Origin of the sequence: Rhizobium sp. Pop5 (assembly GCF_024721175.1) — a bacterium.
In the GTDB taxonomy this organism is placed as follows: Bacteria; Pseudomonadota; Alphaproteobacteria; order Rhizobiales; family Rhizobiaceae; genus Rhizobium.
This window is the reverse complement of sequence record NZ_CP099399.1, coordinates 2,738,507-2,751,370: the sequence shown is the minus strand read 5'-3', so window position 1 is coordinate 2,751,370 and position 12,864 is coordinate 2,738,507. Positions and strand designations below refer to the sequence as shown.

At 61.6% G+C, this 12,864-nt stretch carries 12 protein-coding genes; 3 read left to right on the top strand and 9 right to left on the bottom strand.

Features of this window, described 5'->3' with window-relative positions:
* Positions 1 to 237: 237 nt before the first annotated feature.
* On the top strand, positions 238 to 549 hold the full coding sequence (gene clpS / locus NE852_RS15960; protein WP_008530776.1) for an ATP-dependent Clp protease adapter ClpS: 312 nt from the start codon (positions 238 to 240) through the stop codon (positions 547 to 549).
* A 2-nt stretch (positions 550 to 551) separates the two neighbouring features.
* Here clpS and NE852_RS15955 read toward each other — a convergent pair whose 3' ends face one another.
* From NE852_RS15955 to NE852_RS15935, 5 genes are all read right to left on the bottom strand, one after another.
* A complete protein-coding gene (locus tag NE852_RS15955; protein WP_008530777.1) occupies positions 552 to 1,004 on the bottom strand; it encodes a GNAT family N-acetyltransferase in 453 nt (150 codons plus the stop codon).
* 4 nt (positions 1,005 to 1,008) lie between these two features.
* A complete protein-coding gene (gene pth / locus NE852_RS15950; protein ID WP_008530778.1) occupies positions 1,009 to 1,728 on the bottom strand; it encodes an aminoacyl-tRNA hydrolase in 720 nt (239 codons plus the stop codon).
* A gap of 197 nt (positions 1,729 to 1,925) precedes the next feature.
* Positions 1,926 to 2,639: an ABC transporter substrate-binding protein gene (locus NE852_RS15945; RefSeq protein WP_008530782.1), complete on the bottom strand. Its 714-nt coding sequence runs from the start codon at positions 2,637 to 2,639 to the stop codon at positions 1,926 to 1,928.
* A gap of 24 nt (positions 2,640 to 2,663) precedes the next feature.
* The gene (locus NE852_RS15940) at positions 2,664 to 5,015 is read right to left on the bottom strand and encodes an EAL domain-containing protein (RefSeq protein ID WP_008530783.1); all 2,352 of its coding nucleotides are present in this window, start codon (positions 5,013 to 5,015) and stop codon (positions 2,664 to 2,666) included.
* 185 nt (positions 5,016 to 5,200) lie between these two features.
* Positions 5,201 to 5,809 (bottom strand): 50S ribosomal protein L25/general stress protein Ctc, encoded by a 609-nt coding sequence (locus tag NE852_RS15935; RefSeq protein WP_008530784.1) that lies wholly within the window; start codon positions 5,807 to 5,809, stop codon positions 5,201 to 5,203.
* 303 nt (positions 5,810 to 6,112) lie between these two features.
* On the opposite strand from NE852_RS15935, the gene NE852_RS15930 reads away from it, so the two are divergent.
* Positions 6,113 to 7,573 (top strand): hypothetical protein, encoded by a 1,461-nt coding sequence (locus NE852_RS15930; protein ID WP_008530785.1) that lies wholly within the window; start codon positions 6,113 to 6,115, stop codon positions 7,571 to 7,573.
* Between the two features lie 68 nt (positions 7,574 to 7,641).
* Here the strand turns inward: NE852_RS15930 and NE852_RS15925 are convergent, their stop codons facing one another.
* Positions 7,642 to 8,547: a LysR family transcriptional regulator gene (locus NE852_RS15925; RefSeq protein ID WP_008530787.1), complete on the bottom strand. Its 906-nt coding sequence runs from the start codon at positions 8,545 to 8,547 to the stop codon at positions 7,642 to 7,644.
* A 117-nt stretch (positions 8,548 to 8,664) separates the two neighbouring features.
* On the opposite strand from NE852_RS15925, the gene NE852_RS15920 reads away from it, so the two are divergent.
* On the top strand, positions 8,665 to 9,693 hold the full coding sequence (locus NE852_RS15920; protein ID WP_258155822.1) for an aldo/keto reductase: 1,029 nt from the start codon (positions 8,665 to 8,667) through the stop codon (positions 9,691 to 9,693).
* Positions 9,694 to 9,747: 54 nt separating this feature from the next.
* On the opposite strand, the gene NE852_RS15915 is transcribed toward NE852_RS15920, so the two are convergent.
* From NE852_RS15915 to NE852_RS15905, 3 genes are all read right to left on the bottom strand, one after another.
* Entirely contained in the window at positions 9,748 to 10,680 is a 933-nt protein-coding gene (locus tag NE852_RS15915; protein WP_008530794.1) for a ribose-phosphate pyrophosphokinase, read from the bottom strand.
* 105 nt (positions 10,681 to 10,785) lie between these two features.
* Positions 10,786 to 11,607 (bottom strand): hypothetical protein, encoded by an 822-nt coding sequence (locus NE852_RS15910; protein WP_008530795.1) that lies wholly within the window; start codon positions 11,605 to 11,607, stop codon positions 10,786 to 10,788.
* Between the two features lie 102 nt (positions 11,608 to 11,709).
* Positions 11,710 to 12,861: a Xaa-Pro peptidase family protein gene (locus tag NE852_RS15905; RefSeq protein WP_008530796.1), complete on the bottom strand. Its 1,152-nt coding sequence runs from the start codon at positions 12,859 to 12,861 to the stop codon at positions 11,710 to 11,712.
* Between the last annotated feature and the right edge of the window lie 3 nt (positions 12,862 to 12,864).

Here is a 12,864-nt window from a genome sequence, read left to right as displayed (position 1 = left end):
GGCTTGATCCATATCTATTGGTAACTTTGCCCTGCCTATGCGGGAATGGCCGCCCCGGGTCAAGGGTTTGCGGCATGAATTGGAAAACCGGCCCGCCCTCGGCTTGAAGATAAGGCGATTTGCCTTCTGCTTTCCGCTGACTGAGATTTACGTCATTGAACTGCCGTGCTCACGGTGCAATATAGTCCGGCGGATGGTTCTTCCGCCTTTTCATGTCATCAACGGGTGGATTTTCCGATGAGTGACAATGACGTTGCCCTGAAACCGAAGACCAAGGTGAAGCCGAGGCTGGAGAAGCCGAAGCTCTACAAGGTCATTCTCGTTAATGATGATTATACGCCGCGCGAATTCGTCATCGTGATCCTGAAGGTCGTCTTCCGCATGAGCGAGGAGACCGGCTACCGGGTGATGATGACGGCCCACAAGCTTGGTTCCTGCGTGGTCGTGGTCTGCGCTAGGGATATTGCCGAGACCAAGGCCAAGGAGGGGATCGACCTTGCCAAGGAGATGGGCTTCCCGCTGATGTTCACAACGGAGCCCGAGGAATAGGCTTAGAGCCGGCGGATCTGGTAGCCGGTCTTGTCCTGCAGAAAACCGCAATTCTCATAGAAGCGCAGCGTCGCCGGGTTCTTCGAGCCAGTCAGCAGCATCACCTTGTAGCAGCCCATTTTCCAGGCCTGTTCAACCGCATGGCCGATGACCGCGCCGGCGTAGCCGCGCCGGCGATGATCGGCATGGGTGACGACGTTTTCGATGAGTGCATAGGAGGCGCCGCCCCGCGTCAGGTTCGGCACGACGACCAGCGTGACGGTGGCGATGGCAAGATCACCCGTAAAGCCGATGAACACGGTCATGCCGGGCTGGGCGAGGATGGCGCAGAAGCGGTCTTCGGCCTTAGTGCCGTCGAGAATGGGATCAGTCGGGTTCAGATGGTGGTAGAGGACTGCAAGTGCCGGAAGATCGCCTGATGCGGCGGGACGGATGGTGAATTGCTGGTCCGGCACCGGCTCAGTCTCCCTTGCCGCCGAACATCTTCTTCAGCATGTCGGCCATCGGCCCGGTCGCCGGCAGCTTCGGCTGATTGTTGCTGCGGGCCTGGCGGATATGCGACTGGCCGGCCGGCTTCTTCTCTTCCTTCCGCGGCTTCTCCTCCTCGGCCTTGCCGCCGAGCGCCAGCGCGATCTTGTTCATCAGCTGCGAATCCTCGTTTCGCACCAGCATGTCGGCATTGTCGGCGAGTGCTTCGAGAAGCGGCTCCAGCCAGGCCTTGTCGGCCTTGGCGAAATCGCCGAGCACATGGTTCTGCACCATTTCCTTGATGCCGGGATGGCCGATGCCGAGGCGCAGCCGCCGGTATTCCTTGCCGCAATGGGCGTCCAGTGACCTGATGCCGTTGTGGCCGCCATGGCCGCCGCCGGTCTTCAGCCGCGCCTTGCCCGGGGGAAGGTCGAGTTCATCGTAGATCGCGACGAGATCCGAGGGCTGGAGCTTATAGAAGCGCATGGCCTCGCCAACGGACTCGCCGGAGAGATTCATGAAGGTCTGCGGCTTGATCAGCAGCACCTTCTCGCCGGCAATCTCGCCTTCGGCAATCTCCGCGCGGAACTTCTTCGACCAGGGTGAGAAGCTGTGGCGCCGGTGAATGGCGTCGACGGCCATGAAGCCGATATTGTGGCGATTGCCGGCGTATTTGCCGCCGGGATTGCCGAGACCCGCGATGATCAGCATGGCCTGTCTTCCCTTACTTGAGCATGTCGCGCAAAAATGTGCAGCGGTTGTGCGATCACGACATACGGAAAATCTAAGACCTACAGCGTGGCTGGCGAATCTGAAAGATCGCCACGCGCTATAGGTCTTTCCCGACGTTCACCACCCGGAAACGAAAGCAAAGTCAAGCGGAAAGGGCAATGGCCTGCCGGGCGGCGTCACTCCGACAGGTTCATCCCGTATTTCAGGTAGATCTGCTTCTGGACACCATCGGCGATCAGCTTGTCGAGGGCGGCCTGCATCTTGACGCGCAGATCGTCGGGAAAGCCCTTCTCGCAGGCGATGCCCATCGGCTGGGCTGAGAGCACGGTCACCATCTCCACCGGCTGATCGGCTTTCAGCTTTTCGAAATAGAGTTCGGAGATCGGCATCATGTCGATGCGCCCGTTCAGCAGCTTGCGCAGCGTGGCGTTGAAATCGCTGGCGACGTCGAGCTTGGTGAAACCACTCTCCTTCAGGATCGTCTCGGTATAATCCTCGCGCTGGGTGCCGATCGTATATTTCTTCGCCTCGTCCAGACTGCCGGCGGTGACGCCCGAACCCTTGCGGGTGATCAGGATATTGCGGTCGATGAGCAGCGGCTCGATCCATTTGAACAAGGGGTCCCGCGCGCTATTGTGGGCGGTCGCGAAGACGCAGGTCATCGGCGCCGTGCGGGCAAGGCTGTAAGCGCGCGCCCAGGGCATGACTTCGATCGTGTAGTCGACGCCGATCGCGGCCATCACCTTTTCGACCTGCTCGACGGTCGCGCCCTTGATTTCCTTACCTTCACGATAGTTGAAGGGCGCGTAATCCTCGGTGGTGAAGGCCACCGTCTGCGCATGGGCGGCGCAGGGCAGCGCCAGGCATGCGAGAAGCAGGAGTTTTTTCATCATGGCATCTCCTTCGTTCTTCGTTCACGAGGCGCGTGCGACGCTGGACTGCGGCGCCACCAATTCCTCGATGAGCTTGGCTGCATGCTGGGGACGATGGAAGAGATAGCCCTGGCCGTAGTCAAGGCCCATCTGGTGGAGCGTACGGCATTCCTCTTCGGTCTCGATACCCTCGGCGATCACGGTGCAGTTCATCTTGTGGGAGAGCGTGGTGATGCTCTCGATCAGCATACGGCTCTTCTGGCGGACATCGTCGTCGCCGTCGTTGATCGCGCGGGTGAAGGACTGGTCGATCTTGATGATGTCGACGGGGAAGCGGTTGAGGTAGCTCAGAGACGAATAGCCAGTGCCGAAGTCGTCGAGCGCAATCCGGCAGCCGAAATGGCGAAGCTCTGTGACGATCATGCGGATCTCAGGGTTGTCGTGCATCAGCACGGCTTCGGTGATCTCGACGACGATACGCTCGGGGCGGATGCCGTGGCGGCCGACGATGGCGGCAAGGCGAGCCGGTAGCGCGGCGTCGAACTGCAGCGGCGAGAAGTTGATGGCGAGATAGGTATCCTGCATGCCTGATATGCGGGAAATCTTCGCGAGGTGGGCGATCGCCTTTTCCATGATGACGTTGCCGACGCGGACGATCTTCGCCGTCTCCTCCGCGACGCTGATGATTTCGGCCGGCGGCATCAGTCCCTTCTGCGGATGGTTGAGGCGCATCAGCGCCTCGAAGCCGGCAATGCTGCGGCCGTTCAGGTTGACGATCGGCTGCAGGAAGGCCTCGAACCAGTTGTCGACGAGGCCGGCTTCGATATTGGCCTCGATCTCGGCGCGGCTGCGGGCGCGGTCGAGCATGACGCTGTCGAAGAGCTGCGCGCCGTTCTTGCCGTCGCGTTTCTTGGCATACATCGCCATGTCGGATTTCTGCAGCAGTTCGGCCGCCGTCGCTGCATGTCTGGGATAGATGGCGATGCCGACGGAAGCGCTGAGATGCATGTCGGGACCGAAGGGCGTTTCGAAGATCGAGGCGATCTGCTCGCACATCACCCTGGCCCGCTTCTCGGCGTCCCTGGCCGGCAGCAGGATGGCGAATTCGTCGCCGCCGAGGCGGGCGGCCTCGTCGGAGGGGGCAAGATGCATCTTCAGACGCGCGACGAGCTCGATCAGCGCCGTATCGCCGGCAGCATGGCCCATATTGTCGTTAATCCACTTGAAGCGGTCGAGATCGACGAAGAGACAGGCGAGTTCTTGGCCTGCGGCGTCGGCGGCCGCGATCTTATTGTCGAGAACGGCTTCGAAGCCCTGGCGGTTGAGAAGGCCGGTCAGGTGATCGGTGATCGCCTGGCGATGGTTGCGGTCCTCGGAGGCCTTGAGCTCGGTCACATCGGTCATGACAGACAGCGAGAGGCGGTCCTGGGCATCGGCTCCGGCTTCCGATTCCATGATGAGGATGTCCATGATGCGGCCGTCCATGCAGATGAACTTGACGGTGACGGCCATGCCGTTTTCCGCTTCGCGGCGCCTGACGAACTTGTCGCGGGTGCTCGGCGTGACGAGGTTGGCGAAGTTGCGGCCGATGACGGCGGCGCGCTGATAACCCGTGGCGAGCAGCCAATAATCGCTGACGGCGGTGATGCGATCTTCCTCGTCGAGCGAGAAGAGCATGGCGGGGGTCAGGTTATAGATGTCGGTGGCGCGGCGATGGGCGACCTTCAGCTCCTTCTCCTCGCTTTCGAGCTTGGTCTGCATCTCGTTGAAGCTGCGGGCAAGCCGGCCCATCTCGTCGTTCGACTGCCAGTCGACGTGATGGCGCGAGCCGAGCTGGCGCGTCGCCTCGATCGCGGCGGTCAGGCGCATCAGCGGCTGGATGACGAAGATCCGGTTGCCGATCAGCGCCGTGCCGAAAACCGCCAGCACCGCGAAGATGAAGATCGAGACGAAAACCACCTCTTCCTGCTTCAGGCCCGAGAACAGGCCGAGCGCCGGGTAATAGACGCTGATGCTGCCGAGGTTCTTCGGGCCGTCGACCGTGTTGTAGATGATGGCGCGCGACACCTGCACGAGCTTGCCGCTGAAGGAGCGCGGAATGGTGGACTGGCTGACGTCGAGCTGGCCCGATTGGTCGCGCACCTCGACCTTGACGATGGCGCCCTGGGAAACGACGGTCGCGCTGATCTGGGTGACGCTGTCCTCGTCGAGATCCCAGAGGGGTTTGGCGAGCGCTTGGGCATTGGCGACAAGAAGAACAGAGATATGGTCGCGTATTTCCTTGTCGGCACGTTCGGAAGAGAGAAAGAGGAAGAGAACAAAAAGCGGAGCCACAAAAACGAGCAGCGCTCCGCAAACTATCGCAAAAAATCTGTTCTCAACGGAATTGCTCATGGTTCCGTCTACTCCCCCGGCCGGCCTTATTTGCTGTCGCGCGTTGGGCGGGCTTCTTCGCAGCTGACGGAGCATGCTTCCATAAATTTCTTAAATGTTGCTGAAACGACAACCATTCCGGGCAACGAAAAAAGCCCGCTTTCCAAGGGAAAGCGGGCCATATGCTTTACAAATTGTCGAAGCGATCAAGCTCCGGCTTCGCCTTCCGCAGCGCTCTCATCGACGCCGCCAGCCGGGGCGATGATGGTCGCGATCGTGAAGTCGCGGTCGATGACCGTGGTGACGCCCTTCGGGAGGGTAACTTCCGAAATATGGATGCTGTCGCCGATCTTCTTGCCGCTGAGGTCAACATTGAAGAATTCCGGGATCGCATCGGCCGGGCAGTGAACTTCGACTTCGTGGCGAACGATGTTCAGAACACCGCCGACCTTGAGGCCCTGGGACTTATCTTCGTTGATGAAGTGAACAGGGATTTCGACGGTCACCTGGGTGTTGCCGGAGACGCGCAGGAAGTCGACATGCAGCGTGAAGTCGCGGACCGGATCGAGCTGGTAGTCCTTCGGCAGAACCTTGTACTTCTTGCCGTCGACTTCGATGGTCGCGACAGTGGTCATGAAGCCACCGGCGTGAATGCGCTTCGTCACCTCATTGGTGTTGAGAGCGATGGCAATGGGGGCCTGCTTGTCACCATAGATGACAGCGGGAATCAAACCGTTGCGGCGAAGTTCACGGGCGGACCCCTTACCAACCCGTTCGCGCGCCTCGGCCTTGAGCTCGTAAGTTTCCTGGCTCATGGCTATTCCTTTCGAGGTTATTTGGAGAGTTCGGCGGCGGCGGGAAGCCTTGTGCCATCGAACCGGAGGCGGATATGATCCAACCTCATCCGCGTTGCCTCCAAGGGTGTCTACGCGGACCGGTGGCCTATATTATAAGTCGCTCGGAAACGCAAGTTGCCGATTGCGGCGCGGTCGTGCGCGAAATCCGCCGCCGAAACAAGCGGCAAATTTGTCATTTCCACGAAAGCGCAAATTGACACGGACGCGCTTCTCATCTTTGGATGGCCGCAATCAAAAGAGCGGCTGAGGAGAAATCGGACTATGCGTCTCAAACTTGTCACGGCAACGAGCTTGCTGGCACTTTGCCTTGTCACTACAGCCCAGGGCGTCGAAATCAACCAGGACGGCGCCAATGCGGTCAAGGACACTCTGACGAAGCTGCTTCCCGAGGATCTGGCGAAGAGCGGTCTGATCACCGTCAATCCGGCCGGCACGCGCTACGAGATCATTTACGATCTGGCGAAGCTTTTGACCAAAGTCGATCCGGCGACCTTCACAATCAATGGTCTGACGCCATTCTCGACATTTGCCACGCCGCTCGACAGCGGCCTCTGGAACATCGAGGGCGATAACAGCCTCAACGTCTCCGGCCACTTAAAGGGCAAGGACCAGAAGCCGACGGATTTCACCTATTCGATCGCTTCGCTCGCCTACACCGGCGTCTTCGATCCCGCGATCAGCTATCTGCGTTCGAGCAGCGCCACGGCCAAGGACATCAAGGTCACAAGCAAGACCGATACCGAGGAAGTCAGCGCCAGCATGGCCAGCATGGAGCAGAAGCTGAGCTCCACCGACAGCGCCGGCGGCAACGGGCGTATCGATTTCGTTGTGGGCGGTTCGGTGTCGGGCTTCCTCGAGCAGGTTTCCGGCCAGCAGACGCCGCCTGTCGAACTCCGCGCCGACACGGTCAATTTCGACGGCAAGGTGAACGGCCTGCCGGCCAAGCAGATCCGCGACATGATCTTCTTCGTTCTCGACCATGTCGACGAGAAGGAATTGAGCCCCGAAAACACCACCAAGATAAAGGGAATCGTGAAGGATGCTTTCCCGCTTCTTACCTCATTCAGTGAAACGATCGGGGTCAACAATCTGACCGTCAGCACAGAAGTGGGCAAGGGCGGCGCCAAAGCATTCGGCTACAACGTCGCCATGGACGGGCCGACCGATGCCATGCGTTTCGGCTTCGGCTTCAACGCGCAGGACATCAGCGTCGACACGCCGCTGATGCCGGCGAGCTATTCGGCCTTTATGCCGACCAGTCTCGATCTGCAGCTCGCCGTTCCCAATCTGGATTTCGCAAGCTTCGGCGATGCCTTCATGGCGATGGATTTCAACGACAAGGCGGCGGAGAAGAGCGGCGAGGAGATGGGCAAGAAGCTCTTCCGGGACGGCCGTCTCGCTGTCGAGTTTCCGAAGATCAGTGCCAAGTCCGATGTCTACGACATCGACATGACAGGCAAGATCGAGGGCAGGGTCGACACCGAGAAGGACTATTCGATGGAGGCGACGATTCTTGCCCGCGATCTCGACAAGACGATCGCCGCGGTTCAGGAGCTCGCCAAGACCGACCCCGACCTCAACCAGGTCTCCTTCGGCATCATGATGGTGAAGGGCTTTGCCAAGACCGACGCTGACGGCCGCTCGCGCTGGGACATCAGCGTCGGTCGCGACGGTTCGGTCACGGTCAACGGCCAGGCGATCAAGGGTGCGGACCAGCCGTAACGCTGCCGGACCGGTCGGGCGGATCCGAATTTTCTCGTTCGAAGAGCAGCAGACGCGCCGCTGAGCTATCACCCTTTGCGGCGCAAGAGCGTCGAGGCCATGTCGAGAAAGACGCGCAGCTTTGGCTGCGCCTGCGAGCGGGCGGGAAAATAGGCGAAGAGGCCGGGCGAGGTCGGCAGAAAGGCCTGAAGGGCCCGTTCGAGCCGCCCCGCCGCCACAGCCTCGCCGACGGAAATGTCGGGCAGATAGGCAAGGCCAAGCCCGGCTTCGGCGAGTTCGAGCAGCAGCAGGAAATCGTTGACCATCACGCTGCCGGGCGCATCGACGGAGAAGTCGCGTCCGGCACGCTCGAATTCCCAGCGATAGATGACGCCAGATGTCGGGTAGCGATAGCGGATCGCCTGATGACGGGTGAGGTCCTCGGGCGTCGCCGGCCGGCCGTGCCGTGCGAAATAGCCGGGCGAACCGACGACCGTCCAAGTGATATCAGGTGTCAGCCGCATCGCGATCATGTCCTTTTCGATCGCCTCGCCGATGCGGATGCCGGCGTCGAAGCCACGTTCGGTAATGTCGATCGCCGCATCGTCGACTGAAATCTCCACCGAGATGTCGGGGTAGGCCTGGCGAAATCGCGGCATCAGCGGCGTAACGATCACAGGTACGGCCATGCGCGGCACGGTGAGTCTGAGATGCCCGAGCGGACGATCGCGGAAGTCCTCCAGCATGTCGAAGGCATCGGCGATGTCGGCTGCGGCGGGGCGAATCCGATGGAAGAGGGCAGCGCCCGCTTCGGTGAGCGCGACGCGCCGCGTGGTGCGGACGAAAAGCGGCATCCCGAGCCGTTTTTCAAGCGCGCGGATCGTCTGGCTGACGGCGGTCGGTGTCACGCCGAGCGACGCGGCGGCAGCAGTGAAGCTCCTGGCGTCGGCGACCGCCAGGAATTCGGTCAGTCCGGTGAAGGGATCGTGTGGCATGGTGCGATTGTGAAGCTAAACTTCATAAGCTTTATCGATCAGGCGGGTTTTTCGCAATAATGCTTTGGTGCATTGTCTGCTCATCCGATCACAACAATCCAACGGATGGAGGATGACATGCAGTACACGACCCTCGGACAAACTGGCCTTGCCGTTTCCAGGCTTGCCTTCGGCGCGATGACCTTTACATCGGGCGACCGCAGCATGGGTTCGATCTACAAGACCGAGGCCGACGTCGCCGACGCGCTTGTCGGCCAAGCGCTCGATGCCGGCGTCAACTTCTTCGATACGGCGGATGCCTATGCCTCCGGCCAGTCGGAAACGATCCTTGGGCAGGTCTTGAAGGCGCGGCGCAGTGAGGTGGTGATCGCGACGAAGGTCGGCTTCCGCACCGGTGCGCCGCTCGGCCAGGCCGGACTCTCCCGCCGCCACATTCTCTGGTCGGTCGATGAAAGCCTGAAGCGGCTCGGAACGGACTGGATCGACGTTTATATCGTTCACAAGGAAGATCCGTTCACGCCGCTGGAGGAGACGCTGTCGGTACTCGACGCCGTCGTGCGCTCCGGCAAGGTCCGTTATATCGGCTTCTCCAACTGGTCGGCCTGGAAGGTGGCGGCAGCGCTTGAAATCCAGAAGGCGAATGGGCTGGCGCCCTTCACGCATGGGCAGATGCACTATTCGCTGCTCGGCCGCGATGTCGAGCGCGACGTTCTTCCGATGATGCAGCGCTATGGCCTCGGGCTCACGGTCTGGAGCCCGCTCGCCTCCGGTTTTCTCTCCGGCAAATACACGCGCGAAACGCTCGGCGATCCCGAGAACCGCTATTCCGGCTTCGACATCCTGCCCTTCGACAAGGAGCGGGGCTTCGCGCTGGTCGAGCGCATGCGGGTGATTGCCGCCGCACACGGAGCGAGCGTCGCCCAGGTGGCGATCGCCTGGCTGCTTGCGAAAAAGGCGGTCTCCAGCGTGCTGCTCGGCGCCTCGAAGCCGCATCAACTGGCCGACAATCTCGGCGCGGCGGATTTGATGCTTGAGGAAGGCGAGCTTGCCGCGCTCGATGCGGCGACCGAGCCTGCGCCGGTCTATCCGAACTGGTTCATCGACAATCTCGTCGACCAGCAGCAAAAGGCGGCTTTCGGCCGCTGAACGTGAGCCAAGTGGTCTCTCCGCCGTGGAAATTCACGCGGCGGAGCTTGCCCGTCAGTCGAAAAGGCTGGAGACGGATTCTTCCTGGGCCGTTCGGCTGATGGCTTCGCCGATCAGCGGGGCCGTCGTCACGACGCGGATATTGTGCGCCGAGAGCACGGCCGTGGTCGGCTGGATCGAATCCGTGATGACGAGTTCGCGCAGCTTCGAAGAGGTGACGCGGGTAACCGCGCCACCCGAGAGAACGCCGTGGGTGATGTAGGCGGTGACGCTGGCGGCGCCCTTGGCGAGCATCGCATCGGCCGCGTTGCAAAGCGTGCCGCCGGAATCGACGATGTCGTCGATCAGCAGACAGTCCTTGCCGGCGATGTCGCCGATGATGTTCATGACTTCGGATTCACCCGGCCGATCGCGACGCTTGTCGACGATGGCCAGAAGACAGTCCAGCCGTTTGGCAAGCGCGCGGGCACGCACCACGCCGCCGACGTCGGGCGAGACGACCATGACGTTGCTGAGATCGTAGTGGCTCTTGATGTCGCGCGTCAGCACGGGCAGGGCAAAGAGGTTGTCCGTGGGGATATCGAAGAAGCCCTGGATCTGGCCTGCGTGGAGGTCGAGCGTCATGACGCGGTCGGCGCCGGCTTCGGTAATGAGGTTTGCCACCAGCTTGGCGGAGATCGGCGTACGGCCGGAGGCACGGCGGTCCTGGCGGGCGTAACCGAAATAGGGAATGACGGCGGTGATGCGGCGGGCTGACGACCGACGCATAGCGTCGATCATGATCAGCAGTTCCATCAAGTGGTCGTTCGCGGGAAAGGCGGTCGGCTGTACGAGGAAAACGTCCTCACCGCGCACATTTTCCTGGATTTCCACGAAGATTTCCTGATCGGCAAACCTTCGGACGCTGGCTCTCCCCAAGGGAACATTGAGATAGTTGCAGATCGCTTCGGCAAGTTGCCGGTTCGAATTGCCTGCGAAAACCTTCATTTTGGTCCGCCTGTTATGCGCTGATAGCCGCGCTTATTAGTCAGCTTCCCCGTGAATGCAAGGGCAAAGGCGCCACAGGGGTCCATATTTGCAAAAAGTTTGTGACTAACCGCCCTGAGTCTGCCGCCAGGAGGAGAATTCGGCGATGGTCTTCGAGCCGATCTGCTGCATCACCGAAGCCGGAACGCCCGCCCAGGGATCGGCCGCGGCCGCCGGCACGCTTTCCTGGCCCTGGATGCGGTGGAGGCGGGCGCCGCCATTGTCGAGAATATCCCAGACGTAGACAACGGTGACTTTGCCATCGTCGCTGAAGGCCGAGAGGTAGCCCTTCAGGATGTAGTCGCTGCTTGAATCGTTCGAACTCTTGATGGAGAGGCCGTGCGCGCGCGCCTCGGCGCCAAGCTGGCGCGAGAGGGGCGTCACCGCCTGCACCGGCGCGCCGATGATCGGCAGGAAGCGCACCGTATTGCCGCGGGCGGAGGAGGGGCCGGAATTGAGGGTGGCGGTCTGTTGGGGCTGCCGCACCTCGGCCGGCTGCGCGGCAGCCTGGCTGCCGGCCGCCGGCGGCAACGACTGTCCCTCGATCGGAGCGGAGGCGGCCGGTGAGGAGCCGTTCCTCGACAGGGCGTCGGCCTGCTCCTGCATTGTCGTCGGCTGTGCACCGGTGCCTGGCCGATAGGTCTGCTGCGATTGATCCTCGGTCTGAGGGTAGGCGGGATGGTAACCGCCCTGCTGCGGGCTTCCGGCGAAGACCTGCTGGCGTGTGCCCGCCAGACGCTCGGCTTCCCTTTGCGTTACCGGGCTCGACTGCACAGCGTCCGCGGAATCGCCGATATCGACCTGCGGCGTCAGCGCATCGGTGGTGTTGCAGGCGGCCAGCAGGGCCGTGACGATCAGGAGCGTGGGCACAATCGCAGCTCGCGTCATCCCTTGTCCGTCCTTCCCACAATCGCGTCAGCCCCGCCCGAATTTATGCGGGCGGGCACCGTCTTCTGTCAATTCCGGATTCTCACCGGTCAATCCCAGCGCTCAAAGACCGATGAAATCGAGCGGGTGGCGCGAAAGCGTGCGCGGCGCATCCGCCGTCGTCAGATAGGTCTGGCCGAGCGTCATCGCCGTGCCCGTATCGGAATCGGCGATGATCATGTGCACGAAGAGCGACATGTTCGGCTCGATCGGCTGCGGATTGCCGATATGGAACATCTGATGCTCCATCCAGGAGGGCGAGAAGCGGGCGCCGAGCGAGTAGCCGCAGGCATTCAGCCGATGGCGGGCGAGGCCGCGCTCGTCCATGATCTTGGCGTGCATGTCGAAGACATCGCCGAAGGTGTGACCGGGCTTCAGCACGGTCTCGATCGCCTCGATGGTCTCGCGGCAGGCGTTGTAGAGCTCGCGGTGGCGCTGCATCGGTTCGCCGATGACGATCGTGCGCATCATGGCTGCATGATAATGCGCGTAGGTGCCGGCCCATTCGAGCGTCAGCTGGTCGTTGGCGTCGAGCTTGCGGCGGCCGGCCTTGTAGCGGCAGAGCAGGGCGTCGGCGCTGGAGCCGATGATGAATTCGTTGGCGGGATAGTCGCCGCCGCCGGAGAAGATCGCGCCCTGCATGGCAGCGAGGATATCGGCTTCGTCCGCACCGGGCTTGGTCAGCCGGATCGCAGCGTCGAGCGCATCGTCGGCGAGAACGGCGGCGCGTTCGACATAGGCGACCTCGGTCGGGCTCTTGACGAGGCGCAGGCGGCTGACGAGATAGGAGGCGTCGACGATCTGGCCGAAGGTGGCCAGCTGCGCGTCGAGCAGGCGAGCGACCCGGCCGGTCATGCCGTGCGTATCATATTCGACGCCGATGCGGGCGCCGAGCAGATCCATGTCGACCAGCAGGTTCTTCAGATCGAGCGTCGGATCGGCATTGACCCTGTCGACCCAGACATGGATGTCGTCGAGGATCGAGGTATGCTTGGCCTGGCGAAGATCGGCCGAGCGGGTGATGAGCGCCATGGTGCCGTCGCTCTTGACGATCAGCGTCTGGAAGAAGCAGTAGCCGAAGGTGTCGTAGCCCGTCAGCCAGTACATGCTTTCCTGGGCGAAGAGCAGCAGTGCGTCGAGCTTTTCTTCCTTCATCTTTTCGGTGAGGCGCGCAAGCCGGCTTGCGAACTCAGCCTTTTCGAAGTGGAGTGCCATTCT